At 29.8% G+C, this 19,763-nt stretch carries 14 protein-coding genes and 2 rRNA genes (1 of these 16 cut by a window edge); 12 read left to right on the forward strand and 4 right to left on the reverse strand.

All coding sequences use genetic code 11. From position 1 onward, the window contains the following. From CLSA_RS05020 to CLSA_RS05055, 8 genes are all read left to right on the forward strand, one after another. Positions 1-2,286 (forward strand): 23S ribosomal RNA (locus tag CLSA_RS05020) (it extends 624 nt beyond the left edge of the window). A 62-nt stretch (positions 2,287-2,348) separates the two neighbouring features. After that, positions 2,349-2,465, forward strand: a 5S ribosomal RNA gene (rrf, locus tag CLSA_RS05025). 313 nt (positions 2,466-2,778) lie between these two features. Continuing rightward, positions 2,779-4,530: an amidohydrolase gene (locus CLSA_RS05030; RefSeq protein WP_022744325.1), complete on the forward strand. Its 1,752-nt coding sequence runs from the start codon at positions 2,779-2,781 to the stop codon at positions 4,528-4,530. A 200-nt stretch (positions 4,531-4,730) separates the two neighbouring features. Next, complete coding sequence (locus tag CLSA_RS05035; protein ID WP_022744326.1) at positions 4,731-6,020, forward strand: O-acetylhomoserine aminocarboxypropyltransferase/cysteine synthase family protein; 1,290 nt, start codon at positions 4,731-4,733, stop codon at positions 6,018-6,020. 333 nt (positions 6,021-6,353) lie between these two features. Beyond that, positions 6,354-7,187 (forward strand): methyl-accepting chemotaxis protein, encoded by an 834-nt coding sequence (locus tag CLSA_RS05040; protein WP_022744327.1) that lies wholly within the window; start codon positions 6,354-6,356, stop codon positions 7,185-7,187. A 240-nt stretch (positions 7,188-7,427) separates the two neighbouring features. Beyond that, on the forward strand, positions 7,428-7,736 hold the full coding sequence (gene trxA, locus CLSA_RS05045; protein WP_022744328.1) for a thioredoxin: 309 nt from the start codon (positions 7,428-7,430) through the stop codon (positions 7,734-7,736). A 144-nt stretch (positions 7,737-7,880) separates the two neighbouring features. Next, positions 7,881-8,312 (forward strand): MarR family winged helix-turn-helix transcriptional regulator, encoded by a 432-nt coding sequence (locus CLSA_RS05050; RefSeq protein WP_022744329.1) that lies wholly within the window; start codon positions 7,881-7,883, stop codon positions 8,310-8,312. 275 nt (positions 8,313-8,587) lie between these two features. Further along, complete coding sequence (locus tag CLSA_RS05055; RefSeq protein WP_022744330.1) at positions 8,588-9,268, forward strand: Crp/Fnr family transcriptional regulator; 681 nt, start codon at positions 8,588-8,590, stop codon at positions 9,266-9,268. 266 nt (positions 9,269-9,534) lie between these two features. Here CLSA_RS05055 and CLSA_RS05060 read toward each other — a convergent pair whose 3' ends face one another. Then, positions 9,535-10,314 carry a DeoR/GlpR family DNA-binding transcription regulator gene (locus CLSA_RS05060; protein ID WP_022744331.1) on the reverse strand — a complete coding sequence of 260 codons (780 nt, stop codon included), beginning with the start codon at positions 10,312-10,314 and terminating at the stop codon, positions 9,535-9,537. 313 nt (positions 10,315-10,627) lie between these two features. Here CLSA_RS05060 and deoC point away from each other — a divergent pair, with 313 nt between their 5' ends. From deoC to CLSA_RS05080, 4 genes are all read left to right on the forward strand, one after another. After that, positions 10,628-11,293: a deoxyribose-phosphate aldolase gene (gene deoC / locus CLSA_RS05065; protein ID WP_022744332.1), complete on the forward strand. Its 666-nt coding sequence runs from the start codon at positions 10,628-10,630 to the stop codon at positions 11,291-11,293. 256 nt (positions 11,294-11,549) lie between these two features. Beyond that, on the forward strand, positions 11,550-13,193 hold the full coding sequence (hcp, locus tag CLSA_RS05070; RefSeq protein WP_022744333.1) for a hydroxylamine reductase: 1,644 nt from the start codon (positions 11,550-11,552) through the stop codon (positions 13,191-13,193). Between the two features lie 421 nt (positions 13,194-13,614). Further along, entirely contained in the window at positions 13,615-14,922 is a 1,308-nt protein-coding gene (locus CLSA_RS05075) for a hemolysin family protein (protein ID WP_022744334.1), read from the forward strand. Positions 14,923-15,199: 277 nt separating this feature from the next. Then, positions 15,200-17,038: an APC family permease gene (locus tag CLSA_RS05080; protein WP_022744335.1), complete on the forward strand. Its 1,839-nt coding sequence runs from the start codon at positions 15,200-15,202 to the stop codon at positions 17,036-17,038. A 396-nt stretch (positions 17,039-17,434) separates the two neighbouring features. On the opposite strand, the gene CLSA_RS05085 is transcribed toward CLSA_RS05080, so the two are convergent. From CLSA_RS05085 to CLSA_RS05095, 3 genes are read right to left on the reverse strand one after another with little or no spacing between them, the layout of a single operon-like run. Further along, positions 17,435-18,238, reverse strand: a complete 804-nt coding sequence (locus tag CLSA_RS05085; protein ID WP_022744336.1) for a hypothetical protein — start codon at positions 18,236-18,238, stop codon at positions 17,435-17,437. Beyond that, positions 18,232-19,011, reverse strand: a complete 780-nt coding sequence (locus CLSA_RS05090) for an ABC transporter ATP-binding protein (RefSeq protein WP_022744337.1) — start codon at positions 19,009-19,011, stop codon at positions 18,232-18,234. Before CLSA_RS05090 ends, CLSA_RS05085 begins: the two co-directional genes overlap by 7 nt. Continuing rightward, positions 19,011-19,379 carry a GntR family transcriptional regulator gene (locus CLSA_RS05095; RefSeq protein ID WP_022744338.1) on the reverse strand — a complete coding sequence of 123 codons (369 nt, stop codon included), beginning with the start codon at positions 19,377-19,379 and terminating at the stop codon, positions 19,011-19,013. The genes CLSA_RS05090 and CLSA_RS05095 overlap by 1 nt, the downstream gene beginning before the upstream one ends. Between the last annotated feature and the right edge of the window lie 384 nt (positions 19,380-19,763).

Here is a 19,763-nt window from a genome sequence, read left to right on the forward strand (position 1 = left end):
GTATGTAGCGAGGTTAAGTACTTAAGGTACGGAGCCGAAGGGAAACCGAGTCTTAATAGGGCGACTAGTTGCATGCTGTAGACCCGAAACCGGGTGACCTATCCATGGCCAGGTTGAAGCGAGGGTAAAACCTCGTGGAGGACCGAACCACGTTGCTGTTGAAAAAGCATGGGATGAGCTGTGGATAGCGGAGAAATTCCAATCGAACTCGGATATAGCTGGTTCTCCTCGAAATAGCTTTAGGGCTAGCGTCGGAAAATGTGAGTAGTGGAGGTAGAGCACTGAATAGGCTAGGGGGCATAGCGCTTACCGAACCTTATCAAACTCCGAATGCCATATACTATCAGTCCGGCAGTCAGACTATGAAAGATAAGTTCCATGGTCAAAAGGGAAACAGCCCAGATCGTCAGCTAAGGTCCCAAAGTGTAAGTTAAGTGGAAAAGGATGTGGGATTTCTAAGACAACTAGGATGTTGGCTTAGAAGCAGCCACTCATTAAAAGAGTGCGTAATAGCTCACTAGTCAAGAGATCCTGCGCCGAAAATGTCCGGGGCTCAAACTTACCACCGAAGCTACGGGTTCACAATTTATTGTGAGCGGTAGAGGAGCGTCGTAATCGGGCTGAAGTCGTACCGAAAGGAGCGGTGGACTGATTACGAGTGAGAATGTTGGCATTAGTAGCGAGATGTAGGTGAGAATCCTACAGGCCGAATATCTAAGGTTTCCTGAGTAAAGTTTGTCTTCTCAGGGTTAGTCGGGACCTAAGGCGAGGCCGAAAGGCGTAGTCGATGGACAATTGGTTGATATTCCAATACCACTATAATCGTTATTATCGATGGTGTGACGGAGAAGGATAGGATGTGCTAACTATTGGATGTTAGTCTAAGCGTTTAGGGAGTTAGGATAGGCAAATCCGTTCTAACAATTCTGAGGCGTGATGGGGAAGGTTCCACGGAACCGAAGTATCTGATTCCATGCTTCCAAGAAAAGCATCTAGAGAGAGAAGTAGTGCCCGTACCGCAAACCGACACAGGTAGATGAGGAGAGAATCCTAAGGCCGACGGAAGAATTGCAGTTAAGGAACTAGGCAAATTGACCCCGTAACTTCGGGAGAAGGGGTGCCTGCTTTACGGCAGGCCGCAGAGAATAGGCACAAGCAACTGTTTAACAAAAACACAGGTCTCTGCTAAAGCGAAAGCTGATGTATAGGGGCTGACGCCTGCCCGGTGCTGGAAGGTTAAGGGGAACACTTAGCGTAAGTGAAGGTGTGAACTTAAGCCCCAGTAAACGGCGGCCGTAACTATAACGGTCCTAAGGTAGCGAAATTCCTTGTCAGGTAAGTTCTGACCCGCACGAATGGCGTAATGACTTGTGCACTGTCTCAACTGCAAATCCGGCGAAGTTGTAGTGCGAGTGAAGATGCTCGCTACCCGCGATTGGACGGAAAGACCCCGTAGAGCTTTACTGTAGCTTAGCATTGAATTTCGGTATTGTCTGTACAGGATAGGTGGGAGACTGGGAAACTAGGGCGTCAGCCTTAGTGGAGTCGTTGTTGGGATACCACCCTGATAGTATTGAAATTCTAACTGGATGCCATGAAACTGGTGACAGGACATTGTTAGGTGGGCAGTTTGACTGGGGCGGTCGCCTCCTAAAATGTAACGGAGGCGCCCAAAGGTTCCCTCAGAACGGTCGGAAATCGTTCGAAGAGTGCAAAGGCAGAAGGGAGCCTGACTGCGACACCTACAAGTGGAGCAGGGACGAAAGTCGGGCTTAGTGATCCGGTGGTACCTCGTGGGAGGGCCATCGCTCAACGGATAAAAGCTACCTCGGGGATAACAGGCTGATCTCCCCCAAGAGTTCACATCGACGGGGAGGTTTGGCACCTCGATGTCGGCTCGTCGCATCCTGGGGCTGAAGTAGGTCCCAAGGGTTGGGCTGTTCGCCCATTAAAGCGGCACGCGAGCTGGGTTCAGAACGTCGTGAGACAGTTCGGTCCCTATCCGTCGCGGGCGTAGGAAATTTGAGAGGAGCTGTCCTTAGTACGAGAGGACCGGGATGGACTGACCTATGGTGTACCAGTTGTTTCGCCAGAAGCATAGCTGGGTAGCTAAGTCGGGAAGGGATAAACGCTGAAAGCATCTAAGTGTGAAGCCCACCTCAAGATGAGATTTCCCATAGCATAAGCTAGTAAGACCCCTTGAAGACTACAAGGTTGATAGGTCAGAGGTGTAAGTGCGGCAACGTATTTAGCTGACTGATACTAATAGGTCGAGGGCTTGACCAATATAATCAAGTTGTAATACATTAAGAACTGTGTGCAATTTTGAAAGAGCAAAACTTTCAAAATCTCGTGGTGATGGCATAGAGGTAACACTCCTTCCCATTCCGAACAGGACAGTTAAGGTCTATAGCGCCGATGGTACTGCATGGGAGACTGTGTGGAAGAGTAGGACGTCGCGAGGTAAGCATAAACGATAGTTATTATAGCTATCGCTTTTTTTTATGTAAATAAAATTATTTTAATATTGTACTTTAACAAGAAATTAAAAAATGAATTAAATAATGATGTGGAATATAAAAAAATCTGTAAACAAAAAGTGAATTGTAGTAATCCATTTTTTATTTTGCAGATTTTTTATATTAATTAAATAAATATATATTAACTTGTAGAATGTAATAGATAAATGTAAAAATAAAAATTAATAATTATGTACATAAGTGGATATAATAGGAAGAGGTGTTTAATAAATAGCAATTAAGGGATGGGGATTGAATCGTGCATTTAAGTCAAGAAAAAATTTGTAGTGCAGATAAAATTTTTATAAATGGAAGTATATATAGTATTGATAACAATAATAATAAATATGAATTAATGGCAATTAAAGATGGAAAAATAATAGGTTTAGGAACAAACAAAGAAATAAATAAATATGTATCAGAGAAAACAGAAATAATTGATCTAAAGCAAAAATTAGTTTTACCAGGTTTTATAGATGCGCACAGTTATATATCAGAAAGAAATATTATGAAAAAAGATTCGTTATCATTATTTAATTCAACAAGTATAGAAGAATATTTAATGTTAATTCAAAATTATATAAATTGTCATGCTGAAAATAAAATAATTTATGGCGGAGGATGGAATTGTGAATTCTTTGAAGATAGTGAAGCATTTAAGGGACCCAAAAAAAAATGGTTGAATAATATAAATACCGATAAACCAATAGTGTTACAAGGATGTGGAAATTATGCATTATGGTTGAATGATAAGGCATTTGAATATTTTAATATAAACAAAAATACTAAAGCTCCTATTGGAGGAAAGATAGAATTAGATGATGAGGGCGAATTGTGGGGCACTTTAAAAGGGAATGCAACTAGATTAGTTGATTTAGGACAATGTGTGCAATATGATGAAAATGAATATTTTAATGGATTTGTAAAATATCAGAATAAACTTCATTCATATGGAGTTACAACAATAAGCCCGATTAATAATGGACAATTGGAAATGCCACTTGAAATTTATAAAAGATTAGAAAAGACTAATACACTTAAGTTAAGAATAAGCCATGGCTTTACTATTATGCCTAAAGAAATATGTGGGAGATCTATTTATGAACAATTACATAAGATAAAACGAGATCAAATAATTTATAAAACAGATTTATTTGATTTATCGAGAGTTAAATTTTTTGCTGATGGAATTACAGAAATGGCTACAGCTTATTTATTCAATGATTATAGAGAAGTATTTAAGAATTCTTTAGATCATCGCGGATTATTTATGTGGAATATTTCTGAATTTAAGGAAGCTATAAAAATGGCAAATAGATTTGAATTTGATGTTTGTATTCATGCAAAGGGTGATCTTGCATGTAAGTTAGCAATAGATGGAATAGAATATTCAAATCAAAATAATGAAAATCATAATTGTAGAAATTCATTACTTTGTATTGATTTAATAACACAATATTATATAAGAAGAATGAAATTATTAAATATAAATGCAATAATACAACCATTTTGGTTCTATAAAAACCCATTAGCAACTAAAAATGAAACATTAGTTATAGGTGAGGAGAGGGTTCAAAGAGAATATCCATTTAAGTCACTAGTGGATAATGGGATTGTTACTGCAGGAGCTTCAGATTATAATGTTTCAGAAATACTTAATCCATTTAAGGCTATAGAATGTGCAACAACACGAAATTTATATACTTTTACATCTGCTGGATTTCCAAGAAAAATAGACATGAGTTCTCCAATATATAGATTAAATCCAAAAGAAAAAGTATCAATAATTGAAGCCATAAGAACTTTTACTATAAATGCAGCGTATATATTAAAAAGAGAAGATGAAATAGGTAGCTTAGAAGTTGGAAAAAAGGCTGATTTCATTGTTTTAGATAAAAATATATTTACTGTACATCCATTAGACATATGCAATATTAAAGTTCTAAAAACTTATTTTAATGGAGAATTAGTATATGAAGATATTTCAGCTAATTTACAGTATAATATGTAGAAACTAAAGGCTACTTTTTGCATAAAAAGTAGTTTTTATTATTAAAATAAAAATTTATATGCATTTAAAAAGATAGAATGAATTAAATATAAAAACATAATGAGGACTTGACAATTAGAATATAAAGCGGTAATATACAAATCATAGTAAATTTATCAGAAATATAAGAAATAAGTAATAAGTAAATGGGGGCAAAAATTATGAGTAATCAAGAAAGAAAGTTAAAATTTGAAACATTACAATTACATGTGGGGCAAGAAAAACCAGATTCAGCAACAGATGCTAGAGCAGTACCAATATATCAGACGACTTCATATGTATTTAGAAACTCAGCACATGCAGCAGCTAGATTTGGGCTAGAAGATGCAGGAAATATATATGGACGTTTAACAAATTCTACTCAGGATGTATTTGAAAAGCGTGTGGCAGCTTTAGAAGGTGGAGTAGCTGGACTTGCTGTTGCATCAGGGGCTGCAGCAGTAACATACGCAGTTCAAAATATAACAAGAGCAGGAGATCATATAGTAGCTGCCAAAACAATATATGGAGGAACATATAATTTATTAGCACACACACTAGCTTCTTATGGAGTAACTACAACATTTGTAGATCCAGAAAATCTATCAAATTTTGAAAATGCAATTAATGATAATACAAAGGCTATATTTATTGAATCATTAGGAAATCCTAATTCAAATATTATAGATGTTGATGCATTAGCAGAAATTGCGCATAAACATAAGATTCCATTAATAGTTGATAATACATTTGGAACACCATATTTATTTAGACCAATTGAACACGGCGCAGATATAGTTGTTCATTCGGCAACTAAGTTTATAGGTGGACATGGAACATCCTTAGGTGGAGTAATTGTAGATTCAGGCAAGTTTAATTGGATAGAATCAGGCAAATTTCCACAATTAACAGAGCCAGATTCAAGCTATCATGGTATTAAATTTACAGAGGCAGCAGGTGCTGCAGCTTATGTGACAAGAATAAGAGCAATTCTTTTACGAGACACTGGCGCAACAATAAGTCCATTTAATGCATTTATATTGTTACAAGGTTTAGAAACTCTTTCTCTTAGAGTAGAACGTCATGTTGAAAATACATTAAAAGTTATAGATTTCTTAAAGAATCATAATAAGGTTGAGAAAGTAAATCATCCATCATTACCTGATAGTCCAGATAACAAACTATATAATAAATATTTCCCAAACGGTGCAGGTTCAATATTTACTTTTGAAATTAAGGGGACTGCAAAAGAAGCACAAGAATTTATTGATAAGTTAGGCATATTTTCACTACTTGCTAATGTAGCTGATGTTAAATCACTAGTAATTCATCCAGCGAGTACAACTCATTCACAATTAAATGAAGAAGAATTAGAAGAACAAGGAATAAAGCCAAATACAATTCGCCTTTCAATAGGAACTGAACATATTGATGACATAATTTATGATTTATCACAGGCATTTGAATCATAATATAAAATAGATAACTTAAATAATATTAACATTTAAATTAATACAAAAGTTTTTTTAAATAGATAGAATAAAAAATATTTTGCTGGAATAAAAGGATAAGCAGTTATTTGTACTGTTTATACTTTTGTTCCAGTAAAATATTTAATAATATATTAATTAAGAATTCCATATTTTTAAATTTATTAAAAGATACGACAATTTTAAGTATTTTATAAAAGTAAAAAAGCTACTATTTGTAAAAAAGATAAAAATAATACAATTAATAGAAAAAAAGTAAGAGAAGGGGTATAATTATATATTGTGTTAATGATATTTTATAAGAGGAGCGGTAATATGCTAAACAAACTTTGTGAAAATGATGAAATAAATATAATATATAATGCAGTTTCATATATGGAAGCTGTATTTGAAGGAGAAATATCTTATGCCATAACGGATAGAGAAAAGTATTTATATTCAAAATGTTGTGATGATTTAATTTTAAATGCAAAGAAAGGCGATCGTATACCTGAAGATGGAGCTGTAATTGCTGCAATGAGAAGTGAAAAAACAATAATAAAAATTGTACCGGAATACGTATATGGAAAAGAATTTAAATCATTTGCTATTCCTATAAAAGATGATGATAGTGTTGTTGGAGTTTTTGTTGTAGGAAAAAGTTTAAGTAAGAAAAATGCTGTAACAAAAATTACAAAAACTTTGATAGAGTCATTAGATCAAATATCATCAGGAATAAGTGAAGTTTCAGATGGAGTTCAGAATTTAGCGAATATGAATGAAGAAGTTTTAAAAGATACCAATCAGGCAAATGAAACAGCAAAAGATACTGATGAAGTAGTACAATTTATAAAAAGTATTTCATCGCAAACAAATATGTTAGGATTAAATGCTGCAATTGAGGCAGCAAGAGCTGGAGAGGCTGGAAGAGGATTTAATGTTGTTGCACAGGAGATTAGAAAATTATCAAATTCTTCAAGTGAATCTATAAAGAAAATTGAATCTGTTATAAGAGATATTTCTACATCTATAACTAATATAAACCATAAATTTGATTCAGCAAATGTTATTTCTCAAAGTCAATCTGCAGCGCTACAGCATATAACAGCCTCTATAATGGAATTAAATGCTACCTCAAAAATTCTAGGGGAATTAGCAGATAAATTATAAAAACTTAGTTGTTAATAAGAATGTTATATTGGTTTTTAGATTAATATAGTAGAATTTAAATAAAGACTTTAATTTTTATAATAAATCCATTGACAATACATATAAGATAAAGTATAGTTAAATTGTATTAAATTTAATTTTTGTAAATAGTATTTTGAAAAATGTATACTAATTGTCAGGAAGTTAAAAATATATAATGAAAATAAATTAAAAGATAGATATAAAAATGGAGGAATTATTATGAAAATAGTTAATAGTACTGAATTTAAAAATGAAATAGAAAGTGGTATTGTACTTGTAGATTTTTTTGCAACTTGGTGTGGACCATGTAAAATGCTAGCACCAGTACTTGAAGGATTGTCAAGTGAAATGGAAGGGAAAGCTAAGATTATAAAAGTAGATATAGATCAAAGTCCAGATTTAGCTGATCAATTTCAAATATCAAGTGTACCAACTATGATTGTTTTTAAAGATGGTCAAAAAGCAGATATGCTGGTAGGCTTTTTACCAAAGGAAAGAATTCAAGAATCTATTTTAAAGTTAATATAACATAGAATTAACTAAGTATATCTCAAAATAGACAATAGGTCTATTTTGAGATAATTTATTTTTTATAATGACGAGAATTTTATAGTTTTAAATATATAATTTTTTTAATTAACTTAAATTTTATAAATGTAAGCAGGAGATAGTATGGGAAAGTATGATAATATCAAATTAGAAAACCAACTTTGTTTTTCTTTATATGCAGCGTCAAGAGAGATAATTAAGTTATATAAGCCATGTCTTGATAAATTCAATCTTACATATACACAATATATAGCAATGCTTGTGTTATGGGAGGATGAAAAAAGCACAGTTAAAGAAATAGGAAAAAAACTTCATTTAGATTCAGGTACATTAACTCCTTTATTAAAGAAAATTGAAAGTATGGGTCTAATAAATAGATATAGAGATGTAAAGGATGATAGAGTAGTTATTGTTGAATTAACTGACAAGGGGAAAGAATTAAAGGATGAGATTATTTGTGTACCATGTGAAATGGTAGCTAAAGTAAAACTTGATAAAGAAAAAGCTATAGAATTAAAAAAATCACTAGATGATTTATTGAAATCTTTAGAGTAAAGGAATAATGGGAAAAGCAATGATTTAAATATTCTCTTTTACAATGTATGTATGATAATGTGATTTTAGAGAATACTGTTAAGAATTAATGATATAATAAGAAATAAAACAATGAACATATGCTAATTTAAGTATATGTTCTATTTTTGTAGAAAGGTGTAGTATAGGCCTATTCATTGAGATTCAAACGTATGAAATAAAAAAATATTGATATTTCCGAAATTGCAGTAATTTATATGTTTTGATATCAAGATAGAATCCTATAGTAATAGTGTATGAAAGATATAATTAAGCAATTATTAGAAAATGAACTATTTAACGGAATTACTAAAGAAGAGATAGAGGAACTTATGCAAACTAGTAAGTATTGTATAAAATCATATGCAAAGGGAGAAATTATTGCATCTGAGGATGATGAATGTAATAATTTAGGCCTTATTATAGATGGGATAATTGAAATTCAAAGAATATATTCAAGTGGAAAATATATTGTATTAAAAAGGCTAAGTACTAGTGAAGTTTTTGGAGAAGTTATAGTTTTTTCTAAAAAGAATACTTATCCAGCTACAGTTGTCGCTGTAACCAATTGTAGTATATTTTTTATAAAAAAAGAAGATATAGTAACGTTGTGTGCAAAGCAAGAAAAATTATTAAATAATTTTATGTCATTATTAAGTAATAAAATACTTATGCTAAATAGAAAAATAAAAAGTATATCATTAAAAAGTGTAAAACATAAAGTAATTAATTTTATACTGGAGCAAAGAAAAGTACAAAAAAGTGATACGATTAAATTAAAAATAAACAAAGAACAAATTGCATCTATGCTGGGAATTCCAAGACCGTCATTATCAAGAGAACTAATGAATCTTAGAGATATGGAATATATAGAATTTGATAGAAATACAATAATAATTTTAAAGGTTGAAGAGTTAGAAGAGGAACTTTTTGATTAGGCACATGAAGGAAAATAACAAGTCCAAAATGCTATGACTATTTTTGGGATTGAGGCTAAATGAAAAATATGAGGCATTACTAAATTTTAATGTTTGGTAATGCCTCATATTTTAGGTACGTTTTAGAAAATAATAGATTAAAGATGAGTCTTATATTTTCAGCCAGGCAAGGTAGTTAACTTTACTAATACAGGCTGTTAATGAAACTTAACAACATAATATGATTCGAAGGATAACTAGTCTATTATTTTTTTTTTGAATGTACCTTAAGCAATAATTAAACGAATATTTAAGTTTTTTAGATGTTGAATCCATTCTTGTGAAAGCTCACTATCAGTAATAATAGTAGTGAATTCACTTAAATCAGCAAAATATGAAGATTTGACTATATCAAATTTTTGAGAATCAACTAAAAGAATTTTTTCAACAGAGGAGTTTATTATTGCACGTTTTGTTGCTACTTCATAATTATTAGAACAAGTAACGCCTAATTGATTGTGGATTCCAGCAGCAGATATAAAGGCTTTTGCAGCTCTTGTTTTTTCAATAATTGAAATTCCTTCAGGGCTTTCAAACATTTGTGTGTTAGTATGAAAGTATCCGCCAGAAAAAATTAAATTAATATTTTTTTTACTTTTTAAGGCAATTAAAATATTAGTATTATAGAATAATGCAGTTAGATTTATATCATCACTAATATTTTGAGCCAGTTTCTCAGTTGTAGTACCTGTATCAATAATAATAAGATCATCAGGTTCTATTAAACTTGCGGCAGCTTTACCTATTTTTGATTTTTTATCTTCATTTATTACAACTTCATCTGTAATATCATATAAGTTATCTAATTTTTGAATATTATTTGATGGATTATAAATTGTTGCACCATAAACATTATTAACAATATTGTTAGACTTTAAAACATCTAAGTCTCTTCGTATTGTCATTTCAGATACCCCTAATGTAAGTGCTAATTCTTTAACCGAGGCACCATTTTTCTCTTTTAAGATTTCTATAATTTTATTTGTACGTTGCAATTTTTTACTCATTTAACCACCATTTCTTTAGTATTTGAATGTTAATTAATATTGTTAATTGTTTATATTCTAACATTATTTTGTATTACATGCAAAAATAGAAGAAAATTATTATTTATAATTGTAATAAAACACGTATTGGGATTATATGAAATAGAAAAATGTTAGAGTTAGAACAATATGTGTTGACAATATAACATTTGGAGGATAATCTATATATAGATAATACTTAAAAGTATAGAACTTTTATTTTACCAGTGAATAAATAAAAGTTCTTAATAAGTATATTCGCAAAATATTTATCGCTGGAGAAATGGAGTTATTTATGACAAGTTCAGAAATTTTAAAACACGTTGATCACACTTTATTAAAAGCATTTGCTACATGGGAGGATATTCAAAAGATATGTGATGAATCTATTGAATATAAAACAGCTTCTATATGTATACCAGCTTGTTATATTTCACGTATTCACGAAAAGTACGGAGATAAAGTTAATATTTGTACTGTAGTAGGTTTTCCTTTAGGTTATAGTGAAACAGTAGCAAAAGTGGCTGAAACTAAAAAAGCACTTGAAGATGGTGCAAATGAAATTGACATGGTAATTAATATTTCAGATGTTAAAAATAGATTATATGAAAAAGTTACTGAAGAAATTGCAACTTTAAAGAAAGTTGTTGGAGATAAGATATTAAAAGTTATTATTGAAACTTGTTATTTAACAGAAGAAGAAAAAATAGAAATGTGTAAGGCTGTAACTAAAGCAGGTGCAGATTATATTAAAACATCTACTGGATTTGGTACAGGTGGTGCAACAATAGAAGATGTACGATTGTTTAAGAAACATATTGGAAAGAATGTTAAGATTAAAGCAGCAGGTGGAGTAAGAAGCGTTGAAGATCTTGAAGCATTCTTAAATGAAGGTTGTGAAAGAATAGGAACAAGTTCAGCAATCAGTCTTATACAAGGACAACAAACAGGAGAATACTAAAAAAAAATCAAACCAATGAATAATATCTCAATTTGAAAATATATGTTTTCAAATTGAGATATTTTTATTGGGCTTAAAATTGCTAAATAAAATAAATTTTTTAGATATATTTTTTTAGTAACGAATGTTACAGATTAATTTCTATTTTCCATATAAAATAATCTCATAAGGTGATTAAAAGCAATCGCTTATAAATAACATTATAAAAAATAAAAATTTATTAAAATAAAATTATGTGTGTAGAGGAGAATTAAGTATGGAAAATAAGATGTTTTGTTTTCAATGCCAAGAGGCAGCAGGATGTACAGGTTGTACTATAAAAGGTGTGTGTGGAAAAACTCCAGAACTTGCTGGTTTGCAAGATTTATTAATATATGTAACTAGAGGATTATCAGAAGTAGCTACAAAAGCTAGAGAAGAAGGAATTAAAGTATCACAAGCTATTAATACAATGGTAACAATGAATCTGTTCACTACTATAACTAATGCTAACTTTGATAATGAAATATTCTACGGCAGAGTAAAAGAAACTTTAGATTTAAAAGAAGAATTATTAGCTAAATTAAATAATAAAGATGGCTTAAGTTCAGCTGCTTTATGGAATGCTACTACAAGAGAAGAAATGGAAGTTAAAGCTAAAGCTGTCGGAGTATTATCTACTGAAAATGAAGATATAAGAAGTTTAAGAGAACTTATCACTTATGGATTAAAAGGATTATCAGCATATATGAAACATGCAAATGCATTAGGATATGAAGATGAAAATATATGTGCATTTATGCAAAAAGCATTATCATTAACAGCTGATAATAATGTAACAATAGATGAATATATAGCATTAACTTTAGAAACAGGTAAAGTTGGTGTTGATGGAATGGCATTACTAGATAAAGCTAATACAGAAAGCTATGGTAATCCAGAAATAACTAAAGTTAATATTGGTGTTGGTAAAAATCCAGGAATACTAGTATCAGGTCATGATTTGAAAGATATTGAACAATTATTAATTCAAACAGAAGGAACAGGAGTAGATGTTTATACTCACTCTGAAATGTTACCAGCTCATTACTATCCACAATTAAAGAAATATTCTCATTTAGTAGGTAACTACGGAAATGCTTGGTGGAAGCAAAGAGAAGAATTTGCAAGTTTTAATGGACCAATACTTATGACTACTAACTGTATCGTACCTCCAACTGATAAAGATGAGTATAAAGATAGAATGTATACTACAGGTGCAGCAGGATTTGAAGGATGTACTCATATTGCTGCTGATGAAAATGGAAAGAAAGATTTCTCAGTAATTATTGAACAAGCTAAGAAATGTGCATCTCCAACTCAAATAGAAGAAGGAGAAATTATCGGTGGATTTGCTCATAATCAAGTATTAGCGTTAGCTGATAAGGTAGTTGAAGCAGTTAAAACTGGAGCTATAAAGAAATTCTTTGTTATGGCAGGTTGTGATGGAAGACACAAAACTAGATCATATTATACAGATTTTGCAAAGGCTCTTCCAAAAGATACTGTTATATTAACAGCAGGTTGTGCGAAATACAAATATAATAAATTAGACTTAGGAGATATCGGTGGAATTCCTAGAGTATTAGATGCGGGACAATGTAATGATTCTTACTCATTAGCATTAATTGCATTAAAATTAAAAGAAGTATTTGAACTTGAAGATATAAATGAATTACCAATAGCATTTAATATTGCATGGTATGAACAAAAAGCAGTAATAGTTCTTTTATCTTTATTACACTTAGGAGTAAAGAATATTCACTTAGGACCAACACTTCCAGCATTCCTTTCAGCAAATGTAGCTAATGTTTTAGTAGAAAACTTTGGTATTGGTGGAATTACAAATGTTGAAGATGATATAGAAATGTTCTTAAAATAAAAAAAAAATTTAAATATAAAATATATTATATTTAAGGATTTTATGATGAAGTTTTCTGAATTAATTAAAGAAAACTTCATCTTTTTTTATTATAGAAGATATTAAGTCCAAAAATAGAATGTTATAAAATTAATAAAACATTAAAATTTGAAAATATACATTAAAATATGGTAACATATGAGATAATATGAAGTATTGAAAATTTAGAATAAAAAGATGGGGAGGAGCGGTTCTTGTAATAAGGCATATGAAAATAAATAACAAGTTCAAAGTTGTGATGGATATTTTTTATCAGGCAAGGAGTAAAATTGCAATTATAACAGGCTGTTAAGGCAATTTTCCGAAGATGGATGATGGGAAATAGGCTGACAAATTGACTTGTGCTTCATTTGATTGTATGTAAATAAAGAACCAATTTTATATGACGGAAATAATAAATGTAGTAATAGTAGCTATTTTAATAGTTATAAATGGATTTTTTGTAGCATGTGAATTTGCTATGGTAAAGATTCGAAATTCAAGAATAGAAACATTAATATCAGAAGGGAACATTAGAGCAAAATATTGCAGATCTGTGAAAGAAAATTTAAATTCATGTTTATCTGCTTGCCAATTGGGAATAACATTATGTTCACTTGGATTAGGTTGGATGGGTGAATCAACTATATCAAAATTAATATTACCAGTAATGAAAATTTTAAAATTAAGTGAAAGTATTACTCATGGGATATCTATAGTAATATCATTCATTATAATAACAATGTTAGAAGTTGTAATTGGAGAATTGGTTCCAAAAGCATTAGCACTATATAATACGGAAAAGATAATGTTAAATACTTCATTGTTACTTTTAGGATTTTATAAGTTGATGTATCCAATAATATACTTATTTAATTCTAGTACTAATTTATTTCTTAAACCTTTTGGATATTCTCAGGCAGAAGAGATTGATGATCCACATACGGGGAATGAATTACGTTTATTATTAGAAGAAAGTTATAAGAGTGGTTTAATAGACGAATCAGAACAACAACTTGTGGATAATGCATTTGAATTTGGAGATAAAATGGTAAGAGAGATAATGATACCAAGAACTGATATGATTTGCATAAAGAAAAACTATAGTGAAGAGAGAATATTTTCTATAATAGAGGAAACAGGATATACCAGATATCCAGTTGTTGAGAAGGATAAAGATGATATATTAGGTTTTGTTCATATAAAGGATTTGTATAACCAAAAATTTAAACAGAATCAAATTAATGTAGAAAATATATTAAGAGAAATTATATATGTGCCAGAAATGACGGCAATAAATAAGCTGTTTGAAAAGTTAAAAAAAGAAAAATCACAAATAGCAGTGGTAATAGATGAATATGGTGGTACATCAGGATTAGTTACAATTGAAGATGTACTTGAAGAAATTGTTGGTGATATTCAGGATGAGTTTGATAAAGAAATTCTGGATATTAAACAAATAAATGATAATACATATATAATTAATGGACGAACATCCATAAACGAAATTAATGAATATTTTGATATTGATATTGAACATAATGGTTTTGATAGTATAGGTGGATGGTTATATTACAAATTAGGAGCAAATATTAAAGTAAATCAAAGTATCAACTATAAAAACTATAAATTTACAGTTGAAAAACTAAATAAACTAAGAGTTGAAAATTTAATAGTAATAAGAATTAATAATGCAATAGAAAATTTATAATTTAGTTTATTATAATATCTCAAGAGATTTTTATGAATTTTGATTAATTTATAAAAGTTTCTTGAGATGTTTTTTTATGTCGAAAAATAAATTTTAATTAAATATCAATGAAAACGTATTAAGTGAAAATAAATATATTTACAATAAATAAATATGAATATATAATCTGTAGTATTGTAACAATATCCAACTGTAAGTTGAATAAAATATTTTGGATAATTGATATATAATATTTTGATAAAATTAGTTAGTTTTAACGTAATATGGAGGAATAATAATGTTTAAAAAAATTCAATCATTATTGATTGGAAAAGCTCTTAAAACAACAGAATTAGCTGGTGAAAAATTTAATGTTATTTGGGGGTTGCCAATATTATCAAGTGATGCTATTTCATCGGTGGCTTATGCTAGTGAAGAAATATTATTAGTTCTTGTGCCTGTATTGGGCATGTATGCATATGGATCGATGATAGAAATAGCTATTGCAATTTCTGCTTTATTGTTTGTACTTATATTTTCATATAGACAAATAATTGATAATTATCCACATGGTGGAGGATCATATATTGTTGCTAGTGAGAATATAGGTAAAATACCAGGATTAGTAGCGGCGTCTTCTTTAATGATAGATTATGTTTTAACTGTTGCAGTTAGTACATGTGCAGGATCAGCAGCAATAACATCTGCAATTCCGGCACTTTTACAACATAAAGCTTTAATAGCTATTTTATTAATAGGAATAATAACTTTAGGTAATCTTAGAGGAATGAAGGAATCAGCTAGAGTATTTGGAACACCGACGTATTTATTTATATTATCAATAGTAATAATGATAATAACAGGAATTTTTAAAGTGGTAATTTTAAAAGAAATACCAGTGCAATTATATCCATTGCAACAATCTACACAAGATTTGACTTTATTGCTATTTTTAAAGGCCTTTTCTTCAGGGTGTACAGCATTAACTGGCATTGAAGCAGTAAGTGATGGAATTCCAAATTTTAAAAGTCCAGCACAAAGAAATGCTAAAATTGTATTAGCTATGTTAGCTGGGATTGTTTTTATAATATTTGGTGGATTATCATATTTATCAACAATGTATAAAGCAGTTCCTGGACAAGATATTACAGTAATAGCACAAATAGCAATTCAAGTTTTTGGACAAAATAGTTTTATGTTTTTTGCAGTACAAGCAACAACAGCAATTATTTTAGTACTTGCAGCTAATACAGCATTTTCAGACTTGCCTTTATTATTATCAATATTAGCAAAGGATGGATATGTACCAAGACAACTTGGAAGTAGAGGGACAAGATTAAGCTTTTCAAAAGGTATAATAGTACTATTTTTAACATCTTCATTCTTAGTATATATTGTAGATGGCAGTCAACACATGTTGCTATCATTATATGCAGTTGGTGTTTTTATATCATTCACATTATCACAGTTTGGAATGTTTAAAAAGTGGATGAAAAGTAAAGAAGGTAATTGGAGACATAAAGCTTTTATCAATGGATTAGGAGCAACTGTAACAGCAGCAACATGTATAATAATAGGAATAGAAAAATTCGCACATGGAGCGTGGATTGTACTTATATGTATACCAGTGATCGTGACAATTATGTTAAGAATTAGAAGGCATTATAATAAAGTAAGAGATAATCTTAAAATTGATTTACACTCAAATGAGTTAATTATAAAAGAAGCTAGAACTAAGCATGTTATTGTACCAGTTCAAACAATAAATAAATCCTTCATAAAAAGCTTAAATTATGCTTTAACTATGGGGGAAAATATAGAAGTTTATCATGTAAGTACAAATGAAGAGGAAACAAAGAAGTTAATAAAAAAATATGGTGAGCTAGGAATAGCTGCACAGCTTATAATAGAAAATGCACCATATAGAAATATTAATGATAAATTAGTTGCTTATGTACAAGAAAAACATAAACAATTAAAAAAGAATGAAGTAATTACAATAGTAATGCCTCAATTCATTATACATAAATGGTGGCATCAAACCTTACATAATCAAACATCTTTATTTTTAAGAAGATCAATATTAAAAATGAGAAATGTTGTAATAGTAATTGTACCTTACATAATTAATGAATAAAATATAGGTATTGCGAAACATTAAAGTTTTGCGATACCTTACCGAAATTAGCCACATATTTGTTCCATAGGACTAAGAAAATTTCAATGGGAACATCTAAATGCCAGGTTATACCCACTTCAGTTTGCTCCAAATATAAAATTCTGACAAACTAAAGTGGAACAACCTAACATTAAGATGTTTAAGCACCTTATTTTCAATGCCTATTTCACAAATATGTGGCTAATTTCTATGTTTATATATTCATCTATAAAAATTCAAAGTATCGATAATTTTTAATATATTTAAAGCTTATAACATAATTTATTAATGAAATTTTCTTAGTCCTGAGAAACATATATGTGTAACATTTCGGTTGATATCACGAAACGTTGAGTATTTCGCAATACCAGCAAACTATTCTAAGTTTAATTTATTCTTTAAGATATAATGAGTTATTGCAAAATAAGCTGCAAAGAAAATTAAATTAAAGATAATAGTACCTATTAAAAATGCATGAACTGGCCAAGAAGATTCAACATTATTAAGTAATGAGATTATATTTGAATGTGAAAAAGTTATTCCTATGGTAGATGATATTGTAGCTGAAATTATATTTAAAACTATAAAGGCACCAAATGAAGATAAGATTCTATGTTTATTAAATAAATGACCAATTGACATAGAAGCATAAATCATTGTAACAGATTTTATAAGTTGCACTAAAATAGAAATTATTATTTCGATAATAATTATATAAAGTTGTACTCCAATTTCAGAAAAGCTTTGTGAAAGTGCATTGAAAAAGTAAGTGAAGAATTTACTAAATGCATTTGCATCAAAAGTTATAATAATTATTGAAATTATAGCTACAATTCCGCTTATTATATTCCAAAATGTTGCAATGGAAATTTTACTTGTAATATTTGATGCTGTTGATACAGGTAGCGTATTCATTAAGTATCCTTCATCTCCAAGTAAATTCTTATAAAATCTTTGTATTATTACAAAGAATGTAACTATAAAAACAGCAGCCATAGTAAAGCCATAAGCTAGTATACTTAGTACAAATGCTATTGAACCAAGATTTCGAATTTCATCTGCAAGACCAGCACCAATAAAAATTTTATTAATAAGAGCAAAAGCTAATAGTGCTATATAAAGTGGTATTAGAGTCCTACCAGTTGCTTTTATTTCATATTTCATTAATTTACCTAACATTTAAATACCTCCCTAAATAGAGCATCAACACTCATTCCTTCATTTTCTCTAATTTCATCAACACTTTTTGTTAGGAATATTTTTCCGTAAGATATAAATACTACATCATCTAATATTCTTTCTATATCTGAAATAAGGTGAGTGCATATAATAATAGTTGCATTTTCATTATAGTTGTTTAATATTGTATTTAAAATATAATCTCTAGCAGCAGGATCAACACCGGCTATAGGTTCGTCAAGTAAATAAAGATCTGCTTCTCTACTCATGACTAGTATAAGTTGAACCTTTTCCTTTGTACCTTTAGACATAGTTTTTAATTTATCATTAGGATTAATATTTAGCTTTTGGAGCATATCATAAGCTCTTTGTGAATTAAAATTATCATAGAAATCTTCAAAAAACTCAATAATGTCACAAACTTTCATCCAATCATTTAGATAAGTTCGTTCTGGTAAGTAAGAAACAATTTTTTTTGTTTCAATTCCAGGTTTTTTTCCATTGATCAATATTTCACCACTTGTTGGAGTTAAAAGAGAGTTCGCAAGTTTTATAAGTGTACTTTTACCACTACCATTAGGTCCAAGAAGTCCGACAATTCTACCACGTGCAATTTTTAAATCTATGCCTTTTAATGCTTCTTTACCTGCGAAGTTTTTAATTAAGCTTCTACATTCTAAAATAGGGCTATTATTGACGTTACTATTTGCGGGATTAGAGTTTCTAACAGCTTCATTATTACTATTAAAAATTTCATTATTATCATTATTCATTATTTCATCTCCTCTGCTAAATTTTCTATTAATTCAATTGTTTCTTTTTTTGTATATCCTATCTCTTCCATATTGTGAAGAAATTTTTCGATTTGATTTTTTGCTAAATTATCTCTAATATCTTTGATCATGTCTCTGTCCTCCGTAATAAATCTACCACTTGTTCTTTGACTAAATACTAACCCAGTTCGTTCTAATTCTGTAAGCGCTTTTTGCATGGTATTAGGGTTAACTGATGCATCACTTGCCATATCTCTAACAGATGGAAGTTTTTCTCCAACTTTATATACACCAGATAAAATCCTAAGTTGTATTTGTTCCATTAATTGAATATAAATAGGTCTATCGTCATTAAAATTCCATGACATAGTCTCACTCCTTTTATTGCTGTCTTATTGTACTAAGTTGTTAATACAATAATACAGCTGATGTTATTAATTGTCAATGAAATTTTTAAAATAGTAGCAAAATAATTAAATTAAAAGATTTTTTCTATACTTTGAAGTATAGAATTGTAAAATGATAATAAATCTTATTCTTTCATGTGCTTAAAATATAAAAATCATAGATTATGTCTATTAAGATAAGTTAAAAAAATCCGATAATAAATGTAAAGTAAAACATTTTCATAAGTGGTCTGCATTATAGAGTTCATAATTGAGAATTAAGTATACATGTAACTAAACATTAGCAATACGATAATCTGTTTAATTTAAAGCACATTTATTATCATTGTGGAACTTTATAAAAAA

This window comes from Clostridium saccharobutylicum DSM 13864, assembly GCF_000473995.1.
In the GTDB taxonomy this organism is placed as follows: Bacteria; Bacillota; Clostridia; order Clostridiales; family Clostridiaceae; genus Clostridium; species Clostridium saccharobutylicum.

Bases quoted from the DNA above. Each gene is read 5' to 3' on its own strand.
- CLSA_RS05095 (WP_022744338.1), bottom strand. From the start codon at position 19,379: ATGTCATGGAATTTTAATGACGATAGACCTATTTATATTCAATTAATG.
- trxA (WP_022744328.1), top strand. From the start codon at position 7,428: ATGAAAATAGTTAATAGTACTGAATTTAAAAATGAAATAGAAAGTGGT.
- hcp (WP_022744333.1), top strand. From the start codon at position 11,550: ATGGAAAATAAGATGTTTTGTTTTCAATGCCAAGAGGCAGCAGGATGT.
- CLSA_RS05055 (WP_022744330.1), top strand. From the start codon at position 8,588: ATGAAAGATATAATTAAGCAATTATTAGAAAATGAACTATTTAACGGA.
- CLSA_RS05085 (WP_022744336.1), bottom strand. From the start codon at position 18,238: ATGTTAGGTAAATTAATGAAATATGAAATAAAAGCAACTGGTAGGACT.
- CLSA_RS05035 (WP_022744326.1), top strand. From the start codon at position 4,731: ATGAGTAATCAAGAAAGAAAGTTAAAATTTGAAACATTACAATTACAT.
- CLSA_RS05040 (WP_022744327.1), top strand. From the start codon at position 6,354: ATGCTAAACAAACTTTGTGAAAATGATGAAATAAATATAATATATAAT.
- CLSA_RS05075 (WP_022744334.1), top strand. From the start codon at position 13,615: ATGACGGAAATAATAAATGTAGTAATAGTAGCTATTTTAATAGTTATA.
- CLSA_RS05080 (WP_022744335.1), top strand. From the start codon at position 15,200: ATGTTTAAAAAAATTCAATCATTATTGATTGGAAAAGCTCTTAAAACA.
- CLSA_RS05060 (WP_022744331.1), bottom strand. From the start codon at position 10,314: ATGAGTAAAAAATTGCAACGTACAAATAAAATTATAGAAATCTTAAAA.
- deoC (WP_022744332.1), top strand. From the start codon at position 10,628: ATGACAAGTTCAGAAATTTTAAAACACGTTGATCACACTTTATTAAAA.
- CLSA_RS05090 (WP_022744337.1), bottom strand. From the start codon at position 19,011: ATGAATAATGATAATAATGAAATTTTTAATAGTAATAATGAAGCTGTT.
- CLSA_RS05050 (WP_022744329.1), top strand. From the start codon at position 7,881: ATGGGAAAGTATGATAATATCAAATTAGAAAACCAACTTTGTTTTTCT.